Here is a 20,410-nt window from a genome sequence, read left to right as displayed (position 1 = left end):
TTCCCTGGATCTGCTAGTTACTTCTGCTGCTAGATTAAAAATAACTTAATGTGCCCTCTAGTGCATATATGTAGATATGCATAACAGTTATCTAAAGCATAGCAATATAACATCGAGGGTAACTGTTAAAGAAATTAGTGGGTATTACATGAGGTTATTAAGCTGCTCTATCAGAAACTTTCGCCGTTTAGAGTACATCTCGATCGATCTAGAACAAGACGAAACAATCTTTGTTGGACCTAACAACGCAGGCAAAACTTCTACAGCCTCCGCGTTCAGGTGTTTTAGTGGTGGCAGAACCTTTTCAATAAACGACCTATCAGTCTCCCGACTCCAATCTATCAATAAATACGGGGAAGAAGGAGACGAGAAAGAACTACCTACGATAGATATGGACTTATGGTTCTCTATTGACCCTCACAAGATTTCCTTTGGGCGAGCATTTACATTGTTACCTGAGCTATCAGACAAACTAGACAAAGTCGGTATTCGATTGAAGTATCAGCCTCGGGATCCTAAAGTAATGAGATCCGCATATATGGAAGCCTATCCAGCGTCCAAAGGAGAAAAACGACAAGTATCTTTATCTCAATTCTTAGGTATCGACTCCAACTTTAGTCGTTTTTACGAGTTGGCGTATTATTCTTTAGATGCTCGCAAGCCTGAGCTTAAAGAAACGAAACTAGATAGTTTGGATGGTAAAAACCTTTTCAAAAACTTGATTCGTGTTGATTTTATAGACGCTCAAAGAAGCGTAAATGATGATGAATCTAGCCGCAGCAGCCGTTTATCTACAGCGTTTGCATCTTTCTATAAGAGTAACTTAGAGCAAGCGGAAGCATCAGAAAGTGCTTATCAAGTTATTGATGAAAATAACCAAAAACTAACAGAGCATTATGGTAAGCATTTTAGTGATTTAATGGGGGTCATTAAAGGACTTGGTATCCCATCGGTCAATGATCGAGATCTAAAAGTAATCTCCTCTTTAAGCCCTCTAGAAGCTCTTCAAGGCAATACTGACTTAGTATATGTAGATAATAAGCGCCAGCACGAACTACCAGAAGCATACAACGGTCTTGGTTTTAAGAACCTAATATATATGGCTATTCAGATTAGTCATTACCACATCCAGTGGAGAGATACTGAGCAAAACCAACCGCTGTGCCAGATAATTTTCATAGAAGAGCCTGAAGTTCATTTACATGCTCAGGTTCAACAAGCATTCATAGGAAATATTTGGGATATGCTCTCTAAGGCTTCTAAAGATGGAGCAGTGCCACAGTTAGTTATATCGACGCACTCCTCCCATATATTGGATAGCGTAGATTTTGAGAAAGTTCGATATTTTGAGCGATGTGAGTTAGAGGGAGAAGAACGTCAAAAAGTTGATACCTTTAATGCTTCTAGGGTACATAGTTTAAGAGAGTTCAATCCTGAACCGCCTCCACAAATAGAAGATCAGCTAGAGCCAGACAAAGCGAAGTCTTTTCTTTTGCGCTATTTAAGGTTAAACCATTGTGATTTGTTTTTTGCGGATGCAGCAATCTTAATTGAAGGTTCTGTTGAAAAACTACTTCTTCCAGAAATGATCGAAAGAACCACGCCAAATCTTAGAACAAAATATTTATCAGTTCTCGAGGTTGGTGGTGCCTACGCACACCGTTTTGCTACCCTGTTGAAGTTTCTCAACATACCATACCTTGTAATCACTGATTTAGATTCAGTTAGTCCTGACGGACGTCACCCCACAGTTAGAGGTGATCATAAAGGTGCATTAACCTCTAATCATTGCTTAAAAGGTTTGTTGGGTTTAACGACAGTTCAAGAATTACTATCCCTTGACAATAAAGGAAAAGAGTGTAGAAAAAATGACCGTTTTGTCGCATTTCAACTAGGTACAGAAGTTCTTGAAGGTGACAAAGATAAGTTGGTAATGATACCTCGTACCCTAGAGGAAGCATTTGTATATGAAAACTTTGATTTATTCAGAAACCATACGCTATCTGTTGGTATTGAAATCCCAGAAAAACTAGAAGACGCTTACACCGCAGTTTATGAGAGAGTTAAGTCCTCAAGCTTTAAAAAGACCGACTTTGCATTAGAAGTCCTCTTTTCTGAGAGTAATTGGGAAACTCCTAGTTATATAAAAGAGGGACTTATTTGGCTGGATAAACTTCTAAATACAACAGCTTCTGCAGCACAACAGGAGGAGGCGTAATATGGCAGACCGAATTGAAACAGAGGCTGATATAAAAGTAGCGAATTGTTTAAGCAAGAATATCAGCTTCTCCATGGTTGCAGGTGCGGGCGCAGGAAAGACGTCTTCCTTGATTGAAGCTTTACAACTTATAAAGTCTAAATTTGGAGCTACTCTAAAGAAAAGGGGGCAGAAAGTAGCTTGTATTACTTATACAAAGCGAGCTGTACAAGTAATTTCTTCTCGTTTAGGAGACAACGATCTTTTTGTCGTATCAACATTGCATAGCTTCTTGTGGGGTGAAATTAGAAACTTTACTGATGATATTCGCAGAGCTTTGATTGAACTAAAAATCCCTAACTTAATAGAAAAAGAGAGCTCTAAAGATAATGGCGGACAGAGCCAAAAGGCAGTTAATGCGAGAAAAAAAATAGAGAGTCTTACTAACGTTCTGGAGATTTTACCTGATGTTAGCTCTTTCAACTATGACGATGCCGCATTAAGTGATTACTCAAAAGGTAAACTAAGTCATGATGACATTATCGAAGTGGCAGGGTATCTATTAGCCACTAATTCGATTTTTCAAAAGGCTTTTGGTTACAGATACCCCTACTGTTTCATTGATGAAGCTCAGGACACTTTTCCAATTGTTATTCAATCATTTCAGAAAGTTGCTGAAGGTAAAGGTTTACCCTTAGTCGGATTTTTTGGAGATCCATGGCAGCAAATCTACGATAAAAGAGCTGGTGATTTTAGTCCTCCCAAAGGTGGAGAAGAGATTGATAAAACAGAAAACTTTCGTTGCTCCACTAGTGTTATTTCTTTTTTAAACCAGTTTAGAAGTGACCTTGAGCAATATCCTGCTGGTGATAACAAAGAAAAAGAAGGAAGCGTCAAAATTACATTAATTGAAGCAGAATCCCCTTCTGAGCCAAGGAATAGGTATTCTGTGGCTCAGGTAGAAAGATCTCTCAAAAGAATGGATCTTGCCCTAGAGCTCTGGGGCTGGAATGAACGAACGGACATAATTCGATTGTTTTTAGTTAGACAAATGATTGCGAAAAGACTGGGATTTTCTAGACTTCACAACTTGTTCACTGGCAATTATGCCTCTAATACCGCAAAGGACGGCTATGAGTCCGGCGAACACTATTTGCTCAAGCCCATAATTCGTTTTATTTGGCCTCTCCTTGAATCTAGCCGATCCGATAATGTTCGAGGTTTAGTTGATTCACTTACAAGTATGAGTCCTGCGTTTAAAACGAATGGTAAGAACAAAAACCGTACACTGAAGGAGATGGTTGATCTGGCAAAAGAATCTGTCAGAGAACTAGATGAAAAGTGGCGTGATAGCAATATTAAAGATGTGTTGGTGCATTGTCGTAAAAGCGAACTGATAGAGCTTTCAGATCTCATAATACAACATTTAGATCGTGAACCAAGAACAGAGGTATATAACCAAGAAGAGTTTGGGCAAGAAAAAGGAGATTGGTTGTGCGACAAGTTTTTTGAAATGTCGACTTCAGAGCTTGAAAAATACTGTGATTTTATTCGTGACAATACAAGCTACAGTACACAGCATGGAGTTAAAGGAGAAGAATACCCTGATGTACTTGTCGTGATGGACGATATAGAAGCTGCATGGAACAACTACAACTTTTGCAAATTGCTAGCTCCTAACACTTTCGGTGAGCCTACAGACGGGCAAAAGAGCAGAGGAGAAAAATTGGCCTACGTAAGCTTTTCTCGAGCAGAAGACAATTTGAGGATATTGTTATACACAAGCAAGCCAACGGAGACTAAAGAAGAATTAATTAGCAATAAACTCTTTGTCGAAGAACAAATCTCAATCATTCCGTTGGATTAATGTATAAGCTTTTGAAATTAATTTTAAATACTTAACTGGTTTCTTTTGAACGCAAGTTGTCACTTTTTGACTCAAGGTTTAGTTATGTCTGACAGATTACTCTAATTTATTTGTGTCCAAAATGGCTTTAAACACTTCTTCAATTTCATAAACCAAAAAAATCGCCCTCAATGTTGAGGGCGATTTAAATTTATCTACTTAAACTAACCGCATTTGGTTAGCCAGAAACTCACTATCACTTAGCGTGAAAAATCTGCTCGGTTTCTAGATTGGTCATAGCGCGGATCTGACGCCATACGTAGTAGAAGATACCAAACATCATCAGCATGCTTGGAATCGCTATCGCTGGGTAGCTGTAAAGCGTCAGCTTGCCTAGTTCTTCGTTAAATTCAGGTGTGCCTGCTGGGCTGGTCACAATCCAAGTAGCGAGGAAATAGTTCATCGCTGAAGAAAATGCGAAGGTGCTGGCGAATAGATAGTTGGAAGACGTTAAACAACGCTCGAACGCTTCAGTTTTACCGTTCTCTTTTAAACGTTCGTGGATCAATGTGAGGTTAAACACGGTGTCGTTTAAAATCATCTTCTGCATAAACGGGTAGCGCGTAAAGGTAGAACCCAACACCGCCAAACCAATAAGACCTGGAATCAGAGCTTCTTTGAATGCGAGCCAACGTGTATCCAGTTCTAACAAGCCGATTCCGCCCGTCAATAAAATACTGATGAAACCCAATGCGGATATGAAGTTGAATTTCTTGTTGCGGATAAGATCCATGCCGCCGTATCCGATAGGGAACATTAGGGCGACGACGAGCGCCATGGCTGTTCCCAGATGTTCTTCACCGCTGAATTTCATCAAAATGAAAGAAGGGATGATTACATTAAAGAGGATCTCGAATAGGGGGTTCGACTTTTTCGGTGCCGTGTTACTCATAATCTCTTACTGACTCTACTGTATCGGGTACTAAAACTTCGAAGGGCAGTGTTCTACGCTTGGCGTCAGATGTAAAGGGTTAAATCGCGAGTTCTGTAACGACTTATGAAGTTGGTCGTCAATTTAACAAAGTCATTGGTGAGCTTTTGTCCAAAAAACGCAGTCGCTATATAAACTTGGTTTCTGACATTAACCAAGACGCTGTAATAACTGCCATTCCGATCATAGGTAAAACGAAGCTTAGAAATACAAAATATCTGTTATAGCCACTTAAGTGCTTTTCCAGTGGAGTTTGGTAGAAGAGAGAAAAAACGAAGGCTACCAAACACCCAACCAAAATGGTTAAAGAAATCAGACCTAGTCGTTCAATCCCAACCATCAAATTTACACTTGAAATTACCGCTATGAACGACGCAATAATCAGCCATGCTACGAATGCCAAAGGAATGGATATCAAACAGTTGGTAAACGCTTTTCGATTTAGTATGTAGGAGTAAAAAAGATAGCACTGGCTGACAAACAGAAAGGGTAAAGCGATCGCTGAAAACTGCCAACCGAACCCTCCCAGAAAACCCTGAGCAATGAAAAGTGTGGGTGACAACCAAACCCCAAAAATTAAGCTTGCCAGCCATTTGGAAGGTGATGTCATCAAGAAACCTCGGATGGTGAAAGGTGCAAATTATAAGTTCTGTCAGTGAGTTATTCTAAAGTTATTGAATTCCACTAGCGAACAATCCGATACAGTTCTTACTTAGAGGTTTTGAATCATACTTGGTAACAACAAAACCAGCGCATTTTCGCTTCGCCAGTCTGCGTCTGAATATGATTCTGTTATTATCCGTTCTGTCGGTTCTCCAAAGAAGTAACAGAAAGGAAAAACAGAATGGATCTTAAAGGTCTAGAGAAGTATTTAGCGCTGAACTATATCGATTACAAACCTTCAACAGGTGATGGTGGGTTGCTGATCAACCTGGGTTTTTTGGTGGGTCGAGTGCATGTGAAGTACGACTCTGCATCCAACACCTTCGATTTTAATGATAAACCGCGCTGGATTATTCAGATCATGCTTTTACTGATGATGCTGTATTTCTTAATCTCCAACTTTCATGTTTACTCTCCACTGCAACTGAACATGTGCATTGGGGTTACGGTGATGATGGTCGGGATATTCGGCTACAAAGAAAGCCGCATCATGCGACTTAAGAAGGCGGTTAGTAACCAAGAAAGCTAATGCTTCGACATGTTGTAAGGTTCAGACTTGAACCACATTGTTAAAGGAATCGTGGCAGTACAATTTGAATCATTAAGTGTGTTTTGTCTTTTTAATTTAAATGATATGTATTGCTATAAGTTAATATTGTTATGCTCTCGATTTATATGCAATTGATATTCTAAAGTGGCATTAAGCTCCTTATGGCACATAAATGATATGCATTTAATTCCGTTAAAAGAGTTTTAAGTATTGCTCTCTATGCTATTTGATTTGAGTTGATACTATATTTTTTCCGTTTTACATATTCGGATGACTCAGTTATTTGAGATGTCTTAATAATTAAGTTTAATAACTAGTAATTAGGAAATAAAATGAAAAAAACAATATTAGCGGTTGCACTCTCTATTAGTGCTTTTTCTGCCTTTGCCCAAAGTAATGAAAACATATTTGTTCAGCATAAATGGATTGACTTACAAACCAATTTAACTGACTTGGCACAAGTGCAAGCTGCCTGCCAGGCTCACGGCACCAATTATCACGTGCCGACTTCAGCTCAACTATCTACTTTTAGAACCGAGTATCGCGATCGAGCCCAGCGTCGTGCCTTACGCAGTTTTTTGGTTAACGCGCTATCTGGTGAAAAGGAACGCAATCGACTTACCGTTACTACACCTAAATTTTTAGTTGATTTTGGTGGTGAAGCATCTCAAGCAAGCATAGAAGCAACAGGTATTCGAGGTACTGTGAAATATCAACCATTGTTGGGTGATGGTAGCATCGAAAACTCTAATAATTCAGATGACCTATTCACTTCACTACTAGCATCATTCGTAAGCTCTGAACAAAGCAATCAACCAATTCTAAATGTGTGTGTGCAGGTAGGAGAAGTTCAGGAAGTTGTTGATGAGTATGCGGGTCTTAAGCGCCATGAATTTACATTACCATCTTTAGAAAATGAGTCTGAAAAATTAATAGACTTCGTTATAAATAAACAGGTGACCGAGACTTGTAATTCAACAGCATTAGATGGGACTATTATTAAAAAACCAGCTAATGGAATTGAAAGCACTCATTATGTTCTTCCTAGTTATGGTATTACTCAAACTCTTAAAGCCTGTACTTCTGTTTCAGAAAATAAGGAGTTATTAAGAGTAGAAAATAGCAATGTATTTTCTTACGACAGCTCTGAGCCTTTGGTTATTTACGCACCTGAAGATCTCGAAGTGAAATACTCCGTAAAAAATATTGTGCGGTAATTAATTTTTCTTTTTAATTACATCTGAAAATACCACATGCAAATCGTTCGACTTAGCTTGCCCATCAAGATTGAGTTTTGAACGAATATGATGAAGGTGCTCTTCCATAAGTTTGAGCGCCTCTTTTTGGTCCTTTTTCTCGATGGCATCGAGCAGGCAAGCGTGTTCGTCTTGAGAACAGTTTGAATTGTTGTTGCTTTCAAACTGGGCGATCAACAGTGAGGTTTGCGACACCAGACTGCGTTGGAATGCCAGCATTGGGGAGTTGTCTGCCATTTCTGCAAGCTTGATGTGAAATTCACCCGACAAGCGTAACCCGCGACCATAATCCCCAATTTCGAAGGCGCTGTTTTCCTCCGCGACCAATTCCCTACATGCCTTTATTTGAGATTCGGTGGCATTCTCTGCCGCCAGTTCTGTAATTGCCATTTCTAACACTTCACGCGCTTTAAAGATCTGCTTGGCTTCTTCTTTGGATGGGGCGGCGACCATGGCACCTCGGTTGGGGCGAATGTCCACAACCTGTTCTATGGATAAGCGATGGAGTGCGCGGCGGATAATGGTGCGGCTTACACCAAAAATGTCGGCTAATGCCTCTTCACTCAGCTTGGTGGACGGAGGAAGCCTCTGCTCCAATATGGCATCGAATATATGACAGTACACTACGTCGTCCTGAGTTTGACCGGGTACTCTGGTTTTGATTGGGTTAGATTCGTTGTCTTTCAAACTTGCCATGATGTCCTATCAGGGTGGTACAACTCGTTGTATTTTTAATTGTATACCTAAGTGATAAGCAAAATCGAATCTGACAGAAAAAGAAGTCGACATTGTTTTGAACTCTACAGCAGTGGATAGCTTGGCAGCGTTAAAAAAGACACGAATTGCTTATCGGTGGAAATTTGATAGAACAAGTCTGCCGTCTCCAGAAAACGGCGCTGATGAAATGCATCACTGCCGATCTCGCTTTCAATGGTTTTGATTTCCTGCTGTAACCAGTCTTTGAATATCGATTTGGTAAAGATGGTGCCATCGTCGAGTGTGACGCCGTGATGTATCCATTGCCAGATGCTGGCGCGGGATATTTCCGCGGTGGCGGCGTCCTCCATTAATCCATAGATTGGGACGCAACCTTCTCCCCGAATCCACGCTTCCATGTAATAAAGCGCGATGCGAATGTTCTTGCGCACGCCTTCTTCATTTCTTGGTCCCTCACTTGGCTCTAACAACGTTGCTTCGCTGATGTGGTCGACATCTGGCATAACCTTGATTTGATTGGTCTTGCCTTTTAAGCGTTCATTGAATACGTCCATTGCGATGCTCACTAAAGCGGGGTGGGCGACCCAGGTGCCGTCGTGACCGTTATTGGCTTCGCGAGATTTGTCTTCGATGACTTTGTTGGTCACTGTTTGCATTTCGATAGGATCTTTGGCAGGAATAAACGCCGACATCCCGCCCATTGCCAGTGCGCCTCGCTGGTGGCAGGTGTGAATCAACAATTTGCTGTAGGCTTCAAGGAATGGCTTGTCCATACCAACGCTGTGTCTGTCTGGCAAAATACGGTCGCCATGATTTTTCAGGGTTTTTATGTAGCTGAAAATGTAGTCCCACCGACCGCAGTTCATCGCCACGATATGGTTGCGCATGGCATAGAGAATCTCTTCCATCTGAAAAACAGCGGGCAGGGTTTCAATCAATACCGTTGCCTTAATGGTGCCTGTCTTGGCTGCAAAGTAGTGCTCGGTATAACTGAAAACATCATCCCACCACTGCGCTTCTTCCATACTCTCTAACTTAGGGATGTAGTAATAAACGCCTTCTCCTTTGGCTTTTCTGGATTCAACGTTGTGGAAGAAATAGAGCGCAAAGTCCATCAGGCAGCCGCCAATTGGTTCGCCGTTTAGCTCGATACCCCGTTCAGGAAGATGAATTCCGCGAGGTCGTGCCATTAGCTGCGCTGGGCTGTCATTGAGCTGGTAGCGTTTGTTTTTTACAGTGTCTTCAAACGCAATGTTGCCGTCATTGGCGTCTCTCAGGTTAATTTGTCCCTGAATCATATTGTCCCAGGTTGGAGATGTTGCGTCTTCAAAGCAGCACATAAAGACTTTTGCGCCAGAGTTCAGCGCGTTTATCACCATTTTCCGATCTACCGGTCCTGTGATTTCGACGCGTCTGTCTTGCAGTGAAAGAGGAATTTCGGCAACTTGCCAGCCTTTGTTATCCCGAATTTTCTTGGTGTCGTGCCTGTAGCCGGGCAGTTCCCCGTCGTCATACCGAGCTTGCCTCTGTTCTCTGGCTTTAATGAGTTGTCTGCGTCTTGGTTCAAAAGCGGAAGCCAGACTTTCTAAAAACGCTCTGGCAGAAGGGGAGAAAATGTCTGTGTACCCTGATTGGGAAAGATCGCCCACTACATTGAGTTTCGCTTGTGGATTCCGTTCCATATGCAGCTCCAGTTTTTATGATTGTATACAATATTGTATTTTTTATATTGGAATTTGAAGCGAGAAGCAAAACGTTTTTGTACATATTTTCATCTTTCTTAGTTCTGGTTCGTTTATGCATCTGAATATTGGCGTGGCATATGTTAGTCTAGATTCAATGAGTTACTTTTCTTTTTGCTAAGCTTTTTCATGTCCAGAATTCGTAAAAAAAATCACGACCTCATCATATCCGTCGCCAGCGAATGCTTTGCTCAGAACGGGTATGAAGCCACCAAAATCATTGATATTGCCAAAGCAGCCGAAGTGCCTAAAGCCAACGTGTTTTACTACTTCAGCAACAAAGAAAAGCTTTATGATGCAGTGCTTAATACCATTACCAAGCCCTTACTCGACGCGTCTAAACCCCTTGAAGAGCTGACTGATCCGGTCGAGGCATTAACTCAGTACATCCACACCAAACTCAGTATTTCTCGCGACCATCCGAATGCTTCCAAAGTGTTTGCGAATGAGGTAATGAGCGGTGGGAAGATGCTACCAAAAGAAGTGTCGGAAAAGTTGCTTCAGCAGTCGCGTGATATGGTTGAAAAGTTTTCCGACTGGGTTGAAAACGGATTGATGGATGAGGTTTCTCCTCACCATTTGATGTTTATGCTGTGGGCGTCCACTCAAACGTATGCCGATTTTAGCTGGCAGATTTGTACAGTGATGAATAAAACCGAATTGGAAGAAGCCGACTTTGAACAGGCGGCGTCATTTATCGCTCAAATGGTGATCAAAGGCTGTGGGCTCCGATCAGCTCCCGCGATAAGTTGAATACCCATATGGCGAAACCAGCAACGGCACGTGGTAGTGGCTGTCTTCGTCACTGAGCCCAAAGCGAATAACCACATCGTCCAGAAAGGGAACACCATCTAGTTCGATGCCATTTTCTTTATAGTAATGAGCAACCTGAAACACCAGTTCGTATTTTCCTGCTTTAAACTCTTCTCCCGACAGCATTGGCTCATCCGTTCTGCCATCGTTATTAGTTTTCACTGTTTTGAGCAGCATCTGCTCATTACCTGAAATGCGGTACAGCTCGATGGATATGGCGGCAGCAGGCACTCCATGGGTGGTGTCCAGTACGTGTGTCGTGAGTTTTCCCATCTCCAAAAAACCTTTTTTGTACACAATTTCGTTTTATTTAAAGTGAATCGATGCAATTCGTCAGCGAATAGTTTGTCATTTCGTGAACTCACGCAGCGTTGTAAAGCCGAATAACACACAATTTTCCGCCTAACCTCTTCAAATATAGCTGCTATTCTCAAATGAGGTGGTTAAGAATTGCACTCTTTACATTTCTATCAATGAATTGTATACAATTATATATAACACGCGATGGAAGGCGAACGATCAGTGAAAAGCAACGAATACCCGAGAGATCTGATTGGCTATGGTCAAAACCCACCAGACCCCAAATGGCCAGGTGGGGCACGACTCGCTTTGTCTTTTGTACTGAATTACGAAGAGGGTGGAGAGCGTTGCATTTTGCACGGTGATGCAGAATCAGAGGCATTTCTGTCGGAAATTCCGGCAGCACAGCCAATCGAAGGGCAACGCCATATCAGCATGGAATCCATTTATGAATATGGAAGCCGTGCTGGGGTTTGGCGGATCTTAGCGCTATTCGAAAAGTACAACATGCCACTGACGGTTTTTGCTGTTGCCATGGCACTGGAACGCTACCCCGAACTTGCCAAAGTTTTCGTCGATGCCGGGCATGAAATATGCAGCCATGGTTACCGTTGGGTCGATTATCAGGGTATCGACCCCGATCTGGAAAAGGCAGACATGCTTAAAGCCATATCGGTAATTGAAGCGCTAACGGGTGATCGCCCGCTGGGCTGGTACACCGGAAGAACCAGCCCCAATACGCGTAAGCTGGTGGCAGAAGAGGGCGGCTTTTTGTATGACTCAGACGCTTACGATGACGATTTACCCTACTGGCATATGGAAGGGAAAACACCCCAACTGGTGATTCCGTACACCCTTGATGTTAACGATATGCGCTTTGCCACTGTGCAGGGTTTTAACAGTGGGGAGCAGTTCTTCCAGTATTTGAAAGACACGTTCGACACGCTGTACGAGGAAGGCGAAAGGGCACCAAAAATGATGTCTGTCGGGCTGCACTGTCGGTTGATTGGCAAACCGGGAAGAATCGCGTCATTAAAGCGTTTCTTAGATTACGTGCAGCAGCACCCCGACGTATGGGTATGTCGACGAGTAGACATTGCGAAGCATTGGCACCAACACCACCCGTTTGAAACGTCGTATAAAAAATAGGAACAACCATGGCACTTTTTAAAGCGTGCAAACCGTCTTCTCTTTCGAAAGGCGAGTTTATTCAAACGTTTGCCGACATATACGAACACAGCCCTTGGGTGGTGGAAAAGGCGTTTGAAAAAGGCATTTCTGAGCAGGATGACAATATCGAGCACCTGCACCAAAAGATGGCAACTGCCCTGAAAGAGGCAGACAAAAGCGCTCAGCTTAAGTTGATTCTTGCGCATCCCGACCTGGCCGGAAAGGCAGCGATGAACGGCGAGCTGACTCAGGCGTCGACCTCTGAACAGGCGGGGGCGGGGATTGACCAGTGCACACCTGAAGAGTTTCAGCGATTTACCGATTTTAACGAACGCTACAAAGCCAAGTTTCAGTTCCCTTTTATCATGGCGGTAAAAGGTTCGAATCGGCACCAAATTTTAGAGTCATTTGAACAAAGGTTGGAGAACACCGCAGTCGCTGAGTTCACTCAGGCGATAGAAGAAATTAATAAGATAGCGCTCTTCAGATTACAAGACTTATAGGGTGCTACCAGAGGGCACAGTGAAGTGCCAAAGTGATATGGGACGAACATGGATATGTCTTTAAACATCGATCATTTAGTTAATCTGGCCGATCAGAAATTAGGTGCCGAAGCCATTTTCGCCACCGACGATTTTTTCGCGGATAAAAGCCGGCTGATTCGCCGAGAAGATCCGGTTTGGAAAGAAGACGTTTACGACGACAACGGTAAGTGGATGGACGGCTGGGAAAGCCGCCGCAAGCGCGAAGAAGGGCATGATTACTGCGTAGTCCGTTTAGCAATGGCCGGAGAAATTTCAGCCGTGGATATCGATACGCGTTTCTTTACCGGAAACTTCCCACCATCCGCATCGATAGAGGCGTGTTATTGCCCAAATTCTGATCCTGACGAACATACTTATTGGACTGAGATTTTGCCCTCGGTCAGCTTGTCGGGGAACAAGCAACACCTGTTTGAAATTGCATCTGGCAGTAATTATACCCACGTGAAACTCAACATTTATCCAGATGGTGGTATCGCTCGGTTAAGAGTTTATGGTTTGCCTGCTGTTGACTGGAATCAGATAGACACACTTCAGCCGATTGATCTGGCATCCGTTTCTTATGGTGGAAGAGCTCTGAGTTGCAGCGACGAACACTATGGCAAAAAGAGCAATCTTCTGGGTCCAGGGCGTGGCGAAAACATGGGTGACGGTTGGGAAACCGCCCGGCGGCGCACACCTGGCAATGACTGGGTGATCATTGCTCTGGGTCATGTAGGTAATGTAGAGAAAGTGTTGGTGGATACGGCGCACTTTAAGGGAAATTACCCCGATACTTGTTCAATACAGGCCGCCTTTGTAAAAGGAGGCACCGACGAGCAGATAGAAACTCAAAGCCTTTTCTGGCGAGAGCTGTTACCTCCGCAAAAACTTACGGCAGACGCAATACATGAGTTCGAATCTCAGATTAATCCGATGGGACCGGTTACGCATGTGCGATTAAACATCTTCCCTGATGGTGGCATCAGCCGCTTGCGAATTGTGGGAACGAAAGCTGTGGTGCCCAAAGTGAGTTCTTCCAAATCTAGTCTCATGGAAAGCAGCCAATGAGCTCCGAACCGTTGATTGTTGAACCTCTGACCAAAGACGCGTTTTCGCCATTTGGTGATGTTATTGAAAGCGAAGGCAGTGAGTTCTTCCTTATCAATAATGGTTCTACCAAGCGATTTCATCATCTGGCGCAAGCCGATACCAGCGCTTGTGGTGGCAACACCATCATCAGTATTTTTGAGGCAACGCCGCTGAGCTATCCGTTAGACATTGAGATGTTAGAACGCCATCCGCTTGGTTCTCAGGCTTTTATGCCTTTGTTTGGAAATCCTTTTTTGGTCGTAGTTGCTGCTGGTTCTGATAAACCAGACGCAAACACGTTACGGGCTTTCCTGAGCAACGGAAAGCAGGGGGTGAACTATCATAAAGGTATATGGCATCACCCTGTGCTTGCCCTGAGTTCAAACGATCAGTTTCTGATTGTAGACAGAAGTGGGGAAGGAAGTAATTGCGACGAATACTACTTTCAGGCTTCAGAAATACGGAGTTTGTCGCTCGCATCTGGTGTGTTTCCTACCTGATTGGATGGGGACACGCAAACACAGGGAATGTGTCATTCATGTACGCAAAGTACAGTAAAAAGGAGTTATAGATGGATCCACATGTAACGGAGTGGCTGAATTTGGTCATTCGCTGGATTCACATGATAGTTGGAATCGCATGGATTGGTGCTTCTTTCTATTTTGTGTGGCTGGAAAATAACCTGAATCGCATCAACCCAAAAACGGGGCTCGCAGGGGATTTGTGGGCGATACATGGCGGTGGTATCTATCATCTGGAAAAATACAAACTCGCTCCTCCTGAAATGCCAGAAAAACTCCATTGGTTTAAATGGGAGGCGTACTTCACCTGGATAACAGGGATGCTGTTGCTCGGGATTGTGTATTACCTTAATGCGGAGATCTATCTGATCGCGCCCGGTTCGGGTTTAAGTCCTGCTGAAGCAATAGGCATCGGTATTGGCTCGCTGGTTGTAGGGTGGTTTGTTTACGATTTGTTGTGCGATTCTGCCCTTGGTAAAACTCCTCTGTTACTCGGAATCATCATATTTGCACTCTTGGTTGCAACAGCTTATGGGCTGACTTTGGTATTCAGTGGACGCGGTGCTTACATTCATGTTGGGGCGATCATCGGCACCATCATGGTCGGGAATGTGTTCAGAATCATTATGCCTGCTCAAAGGAATCTGGTCAGTGCCATCGAAAAAGGTGAGGAGCCTGATCCGACTCTGCCCAAAAAGGGGTTGCTGCGATCGCGTCATAACAACTACCTCACCTTGCCTGTGCTGTTCATCATGATCAGCAATCACTTCCCGAGTACCTATGGCTCCAACTGGAACTGGCTAATTCTGGCTGGGCTGGCAGCATTCAGTATTCTAGTTCGGCACTACTTTAATACTCGCCATGGTAGCCAGAAGTTTGCTTGGACTCTCCCAGCCGCGGCAGTTGGGATGATGACACTGGCCTTTATCACTTCACCGACGAGTAAACCTGTAGTCTCTCAGGTAACGGAAACTGCAAGCACAAGTCAGGTCGAGACAAAACCCGAAACGAGCAAGACATCTGTTTTTACGAAGGTGCATTCCGTGATCAAAGAGCGTTGTACTGTCTGCCACTCAGCCAATCCAACCCATGTGGCATTTCAGACGGCACCAGCAGGAGTTGTATTGGATACAGCGGAAGAAATTAAAAACAATGTGGATCGAATTGTGGCGCAAACGGTGACCACTCAGGTGATGCCTATTGGCAACCTGACCCAGATGACGGAAGAAGAACGCACGCTGATCGGTGATTGGGCAGCGAAAGGCGCACAGATTCAGTAACCAGTGGTTGGACCTTGAGATAAATTCTGGCGAAATCGTTGATATAACAGGGCTAGACGGTTTCTTAGTTATACTAAGATGCTATATTACCTGAATATATTTTTATTTAATTAAGTGGGGGAGTGGAATGATTTCTAAATGGGCGCAGCGTTTTTTCCAGATGGCTGAACTGGTTGGTTCCTGGAGTAAGGATCCATCAACGCAAGTTGGCGCTGTGATAACAAAGCATAATCGCATTGTTTCGGTTGGCTTTAATGGTTACCCGCATGGTATTTCAGACAGCGCAGAAACCGACGAACGCGATATGAAGTATCTGAAAACACTCCACGCTGAAGAAAACGCGATTTTGTTCGCTAAGCGCGATCTTGATAACTGTGAAATTTGGGTAACGCATTTCCCCTGTCCAAACTGTGCCGCCAAAATCATCCAGACGGGAATCAAAGCGGTGCATTGTCCTGCTCAAACAGAAGATTTTCTTTCTCGCTGGGGCGATAAAATTCAGGTCAGCCAAAGCATGTTTGAAGAAGCTGGCGTAGAGGTAGACTGGCTACCACTTGAAGATTTGGATTTACTCAAAAACTAACGAATCCAAACATAGAAAAGGGCTTGATTTATCAAGCCCTTTTTTCGTTTTGTTCTCTTTTCTTCTAACCAAACAGCAGTAAAGCGGTGGGTATAGCTAGCATTAGGCTCAAGAAGGTTCGTATAAACCAAATCGAGACAAGCTGAAGAATCGTCAAAGGTATCTTTGTGGCTAATATGCACGGAATGGACGCCGAGAAGAACAGAATCGACGACACGCAAACCACACCAGCAGAGAACCGAGCAATGATATCTGCCTCTTTCATCAACAAGGCAGGCAGGAACATTTCAGCCAGACCCGACGCACTTGCTCTTGCGAGTTGCATTCCATCCTCTATGCCCCAGATTAAAGTAACAGGGTAAAAAAGGTAACCAATCCAATCAAATACAGGCGTGTATTTGGCTGCCAGCAAACCGATGACACCTACAGACATGATTGATGGCAGGATGCTTATTGTCATCACCAATCCATCTTTAAAATTGTCCAGAATGTTTCTTCCGATTGGCGGTGCTTTTTCCGCTACAGACAATCCGTTTTCAATCGCAACCTTTAAACGGCTGGTGGTGATAGCATTGGGTTCTCTATGCTCAGCGTCATTATTAATAAGGGACAAAGGCGGAAGCCTTACTGTAATTGCAGTGACAACAAAGGTAATCAATAACGTTAACCAGAAATATTGATTCCAGACAGACATTAACCCAAGTGTTTTAGCAACTATGATCATAAAAGTGGCGGAAACGGTAGAAAATCCTGTTGCAATAATGGCCGACTCGCGAGCACTGTAATGCCCAGCGATATAGACGCGATTAGTAATGAGCAGACCAATCGAATAACTGCCCACGAACGACGCTACGGCATCAATAGCGCTTCTTCCCGGAGTCTTCCAAATGGGCTGCATGAGTTTTTGCAATAAGATCCCGATAGCTTCCAACAATCCATAACTAACTAAAAATGCTAAGAATATCGAGCCTATAGGGACGATTAGCCCCACTGAAATAACCAGCTTATTGAATAAAAATGGCAGCATGTCTGGCTCTTGCAAAATCGCAGGTCCAGATTTAGTCACTGCCATGATGGCGGCAATAACCCCAAGGCACTTAAGAAACAAGAATACTTTTTCCGTTGTACTCTTTTTCCAACTCCCTGTTACTAACGGGTAAGCCGCACCAGCAATGATCATTGCGACGGCATACCATGCCGCTCCAACTCCCATATTGGTCTTTAAAAAAGTGGTCATATGATCGAGCGGGATGCTCTGTTTATCGTTAAAAGTGACGGGGACAAAAAAGATGAAGATACCGATGGCACTTAACCCTATTAGTCTGAACCAGGGGTGGTAGTTGGTCGGACTAGATTCGCTAACTCTGTTCATAGCACTCTCCTTGTGTATTCAATATAAATGTATATACAAAATAGAGGTTGAGGTTTTACTAACAGCTTAAATGTGATCTTTGTGTGAAGTTTGTTCAATTAATGTGATCTATTGACTGTTATTTGACCGATTCGATGTCTTCTAGATATATACAATTAATTGGCGGGATGCATATCTCCAAAGTTGATATGCGTGCGAGTGGTGGGGGAAATTACCTTAGAACCATAAAGAAACCCAACTGGCTTAGTTGGGTTATTGAGTGTGGTTTAACAGCTGACAAGTGGTTAGAGCATTGCAGTTACGCAATTGCTTTTTGCTGTATATGTTCAAACAACTGACTTGCAAGACGGGTTAGGGTGCCTGCAGGTGGTTTGGTATGAGAAAAGGTTCGAATTCCATAGATTCCCATTACCAGAAACTCGGCCAATTCGGAGCAGTCAGCATCGGTAGAAAGCTCGCCGTTTTTCTGTGCCAGAATCAGTTTGCCAGCGATGTTGTTTCGCCACTTTTCCATCAAGCCAGAAATCACAGCTTCCACTTCTTCGTCTTGCTGAGAGAGTTCGCTCAGAGCTTTTTGCAGCAGACAGTCTTTAACTTCTTCGCGCTCACATTCATCCACCACATGAGTGAGGTAAGACTGGAATGCTTCCAGAACAGATTCATGCCCTTCAAACTGAGCTTCAAATACTTTTGCGCTTTCAATGCCATATTGTTCTAAAGCCGCAAGCAATAATCCGCGTTTGTTGGTAAAAGCACAATAAATCGACCCAGGGTGAAGCCCTGTCGCCGCCTTTAAATCTTGCATGCTGGTTTTGCTATAGCCCTTGGAAATGAAGACTTCCATGGCAGACCGAAGAACTTCTTCACGGTCGAACTCTGCGCTGCGCATCAAATTACTCTACAAAAATATTAGTAATCGCATTCTAGAACATTTTGAACGTTCATTCAAAAAAGTACTTGAATGATCATTCAAGAAAGGCTAATTTGAATGGACATTCAAAAAAGGAATAACAAGATGACTGCGAACTTATTCGAATCATTTCAGTTGAATAGCGAAATTACTCTGCAAAACCGCATACTGATGGCTCCACTGACAAGATGCATGGCTGATGACGATCTTGTACCGACCGATGAAATGGCTGCGTACTACGGAAGACGTGCAAAATCTGGTCTGATCATTGCTGAAGCAACCATCATTCGCCCAGATGGTCAGGGTTACCCAAATACTCCGGGTATTTTCAGCCCAGAACAAATTCAGGGCTGGCGCAAAGTCACTGATGCCGTTCATGCCAATGGCGGAAAGATCTTCCTTCAGCTTTGGCATACGGGTCGTGTTTCCCACCCTCATTTTTGGAATGGTGAGCATGCATTAGCCCCTTCCGCAGTTCGCGTCGATGGATCTGTTCCTAGAATGCGTGAACTCTCTTATGTCACACCAAAACCAGTGACGAAAGATGAGGTAGCTCAACTTGTCGAAGACTATGCACAAGCCGCGGCAAATTCGATTGATGCTGGGTTTGATGGCGTTGAAATTCACGGTGCAAATGGGTATTTGATTGACCAGTTCCTGCATTACTCAAGCAATACCCGCGACGATGAATTCGGTGGCAATGCAGCGAACATGGTTCGATTCCCGTTAGAGGTTGTTGATGCAATTACCGCGCGTATTGGAGCAGAGCGCACTGCGCTTCGCGTTTCTCCAGCGGCATACTTCAATATGGATGCGGACAACCGAGATCGCGAAGTATTCGATCTGTTCCTGTCTGAATTGGACAAACGTCATCTAGCTTACCTGCATGTGGGTATCTTCGATGACAGCGCCGAGTACGATTACCTCGACGGCACGCCAACATCTTACCTGCGTAAGCATTACAAGCAGACTTTGGTTGGCAATGGTGGTTACTCAGCAGAATCTGGCAGTCAGGCGATTGCGGAAGACAAGTTTGATCTGCTAGCAATCGGTCGTCCATTTATCGCTAATCCCGACTTTGTAGAAAGAGTCGAGAAAGGTGAAGCATTGAAAGAATACTCTGAAGAAATGCTGACCACGCTTTACTAGAACTAAACATACCCAAACTGCCTTGGGTATAAACTCCTTCCTTGTTTTTTGCCATTCGTGATTTCGCGAATGGCTTTTTTATGTTTTCATGAAACAGAACCGAATACTCAGAGTGAACCTCGTAAAGGGGGAGTGTATGGAAATACTAAAACTGTCGTGCCAATGCGGTGAAGTTAAGGGTCACATCAAAAACGTTTCACCGAAACTGGGCAATCGCCTGATTTGCTACTGTGGTGACTGTCGCACGTTCGCTCACGAATTAAATCAGGATAAGGAGCTTACGCCTTGTGGAGGTTCCAGGATATTTCAGGTTCCCCTGAATCATTTTGTTATTGATACTGGTCTGGATAAAATTGCATGTCTGAGGTTATCTGAAAAAGGCGTTTATCGCTGGTACACAACCTGCTGCAACACAATGGTTGGTAACACTTTAAAACCAGAGACGATTCCTTTCATTGGTGTGCTAGAAAGCTTTTTTGCTGATGGTGAAAACACGGATCAAAAGATTGGTGTTGCTCTCGGTGGAGTGAATGTCAAAAGTGCGTTATCTGATCCGAGTCAGGAACTGGTCGGCAAGAAAGGGGAAGGTCGAATTCAGATCCGATGCCTCACCAAGTTGTTTAGCTGGAAGCTAACCGGGAAAGGTAAACCCAACGTACTTTTTGACGACGGTCCTAGGTCTAAAGCCATTGTAAAACCCAAGATTCTGCGCTGATTCGCTAAGTTTTTGCTTAATC

At 43.6% G+C, this 20,410-nt stretch carries 19 protein-coding genes; 13 read left to right on the top strand and 6 right to left on the bottom strand.

The genetic code is table 11. From position 1 onward, the window contains the following. The first annotated feature begins 76 nt into the window (after window positions 1-76). Together QMG91_RS25020 and QMG91_RS25015 are read left to right on the top strand one after the other, a co-directional pair. On the top strand, window positions 77-2,218 hold the full coding sequence (locus QMG91_RS25020; protein ID WP_345739841.1) for an ATP-dependent nuclease: 2,142 nt from the start codon (window positions 77-79) through the stop codon (window positions 2,216-2,218). 1 nt (window position 2,219) lies between these two features. Then, complete coding sequence (locus QMG91_RS25015; RefSeq protein WP_281830711.1) at window positions 2,220-4,064, top strand: UvrD-helicase domain-containing protein; 1,845 nt, start codon at window positions 2,220-2,222, stop codon at window positions 4,062-4,064. Between the two features lie 235 nt (window positions 4,065-4,299). On the opposite strand, the gene QMG91_RS25010 is transcribed toward QMG91_RS25015, so the two are convergent. After that, window positions 4,300-4,995: a VC0807 family protein gene (locus tag QMG91_RS25010; protein WP_004398052.1), complete on the bottom strand. Its 696-nt coding sequence runs from the start codon at window positions 4,993-4,995 to the stop codon at window positions 4,300-4,302. Between the two features lie 883 nt (window positions 4,996-5,878). On the opposite strand from QMG91_RS25010, the gene QMG91_RS25005 reads away from it, so the two are divergent. Both QMG91_RS25005 and QMG91_RS25000 read left to right on the top strand, forming a co-directional pair. Then, the gene (locus tag QMG91_RS25005; RefSeq protein WP_004398054.1) at window positions 5,879-6,226 is read left to right on the top strand and encodes a hypothetical protein; all 348 of its coding nucleotides are present in this window, start codon (window positions 5,879-5,881) and stop codon (window positions 6,224-6,226) included. 353 nt (window positions 6,227-6,579) lie between these two features. After that, the gene (locus tag QMG91_RS25000) at window positions 6,580-7,464 is read left to right on the top strand and encodes an ecotin family protein (RefSeq protein WP_281830710.1); all 885 of its coding nucleotides are present in this window, start codon (window positions 6,580-6,582) and stop codon (window positions 7,462-7,464) included. Here QMG91_RS25000 and QMG91_RS24995 read toward each other — a convergent pair whose 3' ends face one another. Next, window positions 7,465-8,199, bottom strand: coding sequence for a GntR family transcriptional regulator (locus QMG91_RS24995; RefSeq protein WP_281830709.1), 735 nt, complete (start codon window positions 8,197-8,199; stop codon window positions 7,465-7,467). Window positions 8,200-8,303: 104 nt separating this feature from the next. Next, a complete protein-coding gene (gene aceB, locus QMG91_RS24990) occupies window positions 8,304-9,902 on the bottom strand; it encodes a malate synthase A (RefSeq protein WP_281830708.1) in 1,599 nt (532 codons plus the stop codon). A gap of 189 nt (window positions 9,903-10,091) precedes the next feature. Here aceB and QMG91_RS24985 point away from each other — a divergent pair, with 189 nt between their 5' ends. Then, a complete protein-coding gene (locus tag QMG91_RS24985; protein ID WP_281830707.1) occupies window positions 10,092-10,715 on the top strand; it encodes a TetR/AcrR family transcriptional regulator in 624 nt (207 codons plus the stop codon). On the opposite strand, the gene uraH is transcribed toward QMG91_RS24985, so the two are convergent. Then, complete coding sequence (gene uraH / locus QMG91_RS24980; protein WP_022592749.1) at window positions 10,695-11,048, bottom strand: hydroxyisourate hydrolase; 354 nt, start codon at window positions 11,046-11,048, stop codon at window positions 10,695-10,697. The two genes, QMG91_RS24985 and uraH, sit on opposite strands and share 21 nt — an antisense overlap. 249 nt (window positions 11,049-11,297) lie before the next feature. On the opposite strand from uraH, the gene puuE reads away from it, so the two are divergent. The 6 genes from puuE to QMG91_RS24950 all read left to right on the top strand — a co-directional run bounded on the left by puuE (window position 11,298) and on the right by QMG91_RS24950 (window position 16,242). Continuing rightward, on the top strand, window positions 11,298-12,224 hold the full coding sequence (puuE, locus tag QMG91_RS24975) for an allantoinase PuuE (protein ID WP_281830706.1): 927 nt from the start codon (window positions 11,298-11,300) through the stop codon (window positions 12,222-12,224). An 8-nt stretch (window positions 12,225-12,232) separates the two neighbouring features. Next, complete coding sequence (gene uraD, locus QMG91_RS24970; RefSeq protein ID WP_281830705.1) at window positions 12,233-12,748, top strand: 2-oxo-4-hydroxy-4-carboxy-5-ureidoimidazoline decarboxylase; 516 nt, start codon at window positions 12,233-12,235, stop codon at window positions 12,746-12,748. Between the two features lie 48 nt (window positions 12,749-12,796). Next, window positions 12,797-13,837, top strand: a complete 1,041-nt coding sequence (gene alc, locus QMG91_RS24965; RefSeq protein ID WP_281830704.1) for an allantoicase — start codon at window positions 12,797-12,799, stop codon at window positions 13,835-13,837. Beyond that, window positions 13,834-14,358, top strand: coding sequence for an ureidoglycolate lyase (locus QMG91_RS24960; RefSeq protein ID WP_281830703.1), 525 nt, complete (start codon window positions 13,834-13,836; stop codon window positions 14,356-14,358). Before alc ends, QMG91_RS24960 begins: the two co-directional genes overlap by 4 nt. Before the next feature lie 71 nt (window positions 14,359-14,429). Beyond that, a complete protein-coding gene (locus tag QMG91_RS24955; protein WP_281830702.1) occupies window positions 14,430-15,659 on the top strand; it encodes a urate hydroxylase PuuD in 1,230 nt (409 codons plus the stop codon). A 127-nt stretch (window positions 15,660-15,786) separates the two neighbouring features. Then, window positions 15,787-16,242 carry a dCMP deaminase family protein gene (locus QMG91_RS24950; RefSeq protein WP_004398068.1) on the top strand — a complete coding sequence of 152 codons (456 nt, stop codon included), beginning with the start codon at window positions 15,787-15,789 and terminating at the stop codon, window positions 16,240-16,242. A 64-nt stretch (window positions 16,243-16,306) separates the two neighbouring features. On the opposite strand, the gene QMG91_RS24945 is transcribed toward QMG91_RS24950, so the two are convergent. Further along, on the bottom strand, window positions 16,307-17,614 hold the full coding sequence (locus QMG91_RS24945) for a YjiH family protein (RefSeq protein ID WP_281830701.1): 1,308 nt from the start codon (window positions 17,612-17,614) through the stop codon (window positions 16,307-16,309). A gap of 298 nt (window positions 17,615-17,912) precedes the next feature. Then, entirely contained in the window at window positions 17,913-18,503 is a 591-nt protein-coding gene (locus QMG91_RS24940; protein ID WP_045965084.1) for a TetR/AcrR family transcriptional regulator, read from the bottom strand. A gap of 126 nt (window positions 18,504-18,629) precedes the next feature. Between QMG91_RS24940 and QMG91_RS24935 the strand changes: the two genes are divergently transcribed. Both QMG91_RS24935 and QMG91_RS24930 read left to right on the top strand, forming a co-directional pair. Then, complete coding sequence (locus QMG91_RS24935; RefSeq protein WP_022592758.1) at window positions 18,630-19,673, top strand: alkene reductase; 1,044 nt, start codon at window positions 18,630-18,632, stop codon at window positions 19,671-19,673. Between the two features lie 136 nt (window positions 19,674-19,809). Continuing rightward, the gene (locus QMG91_RS24930) at window positions 19,810-20,388 is read left to right on the top strand and encodes a DUF6151 family protein (protein ID WP_281830700.1); all 579 of its coding nucleotides are present in this window, start codon (window positions 19,810-19,812) and stop codon (window positions 20,386-20,388) included. The last annotated feature ends 22 nt before the right edge of the window (window positions 20,389-20,410 follow it).

Origin of the sequence: Vibrio nigripulchritudo (assembly GCF_027924785.1) — a bacterium.
GTDB lineage: Bacteria > Pseudomonadota > Gammaproteobacteria > Enterobacterales > Vibrionaceae > Vibrio > Vibrio nigripulchritudo.
The sequence above is the reverse complement of the archived record's forward strand: the minus strand, read 5'-3'. Positions and strand labels throughout refer to the sequence as shown.

Excerpts from the sequence above, each read along its gene's own strand:
- QMG91_RS25020 (WP_345739841.1), top strand. The coding sequence starts at position 77 with ATGCATAACAGTTATCTAAAGCATAGCAATATAACATCGAGGGTAACT.
- QMG91_RS25015 (WP_281830711.1), top strand. The coding sequence starts at position 2,220 with ATGGCAGACCGAATTGAAACAGAGGCTGATATAAAAGTAGCGAATTGT.
- QMG91_RS25010 (WP_004398052.1), bottom strand. The coding sequence starts at position 4,995 with ATGAGTAACACGGCACCGAAAAAGTCGAACCCCCTATTCGAGATCCTC.
- QMG91_RS25005 (WP_004398054.1), top strand. The coding sequence starts at position 5,879 with ATGGATCTTAAAGGTCTAGAGAAGTATTTAGCGCTGAACTATATCGAT.
- QMG91_RS25000 (WP_281830710.1), top strand. The coding sequence starts at position 6,580 with ATGAAAAAAACAATATTAGCGGTTGCACTCTCTATTAGTGCTTTTTCT.
- QMG91_RS24995 (WP_281830709.1), bottom strand. The coding sequence starts at position 8,199 with ATGGCAAGTTTGAAAGACAACGAATCTAACCCAATCAAAACCAGAGTA.
- aceB (WP_281830708.1), bottom strand. The coding sequence starts at position 9,902 with ATGGAACGGAATCCACAAGCGAAACTCAATGTAGTGGGCGATCTTTCC.
- QMG91_RS24985 (WP_281830707.1), top strand. The coding sequence starts at position 10,092 with ATGTCCAGAATTCGTAAAAAAAATCACGACCTCATCATATCCGTCGCC.
- uraH (WP_022592749.1), bottom strand. The coding sequence starts at position 11,048 with ATGGGAAAACTCACGACACACGTACTGGACACCACCCATGGAGTGCCT.
- uraD (WP_281830705.1), top strand. The coding sequence starts at position 12,233 with ATGGCACTTTTTAAAGCGTGCAAACCGTCTTCTCTTTCGAAAGGCGAG.
- alc (WP_281830704.1), top strand. The coding sequence starts at position 12,797 with ATGGATATGTCTTTAAACATCGATCATTTAGTTAATCTGGCCGATCAG.
- QMG91_RS24960 (WP_281830703.1), top strand. The coding sequence starts at position 13,834 with ATGAGCTCCGAACCGTTGATTGTTGAACCTCTGACCAAAGACGCGTTT.
- QMG91_RS24955 (WP_281830702.1), top strand. The coding sequence starts at position 14,430 with ATGGATCCACATGTAACGGAGTGGCTGAATTTGGTCATTCGCTGGATT.
- QMG91_RS24950 (WP_004398068.1), top strand. The coding sequence starts at position 15,787 with ATGATTTCTAAATGGGCGCAGCGTTTTTTCCAGATGGCTGAACTGGTT.
- QMG91_RS24945 (WP_281830701.1), bottom strand. The coding sequence starts at position 17,614 with ATGAACAGAGTTAGCGAATCTAGTCCGACCAACTACCACCCCTGGTTC.
- QMG91_RS24940 (WP_045965084.1), bottom strand. The coding sequence starts at position 18,503 with ATGCGCAGCGCAGAGTTCGACCGTGAAGAAGTTCTTCGGTCTGCCATG.
- QMG91_RS24935 (WP_022592758.1), top strand. The coding sequence starts at position 18,630 with ATGACTGCGAACTTATTCGAATCATTTCAGTTGAATAGCGAAATTACT.
- QMG91_RS24930 (WP_281830700.1), top strand. The coding sequence starts at position 19,810 with ATGGAAATACTAAAACTGTCGTGCCAATGCGGTGAAGTTAAGGGTCAC.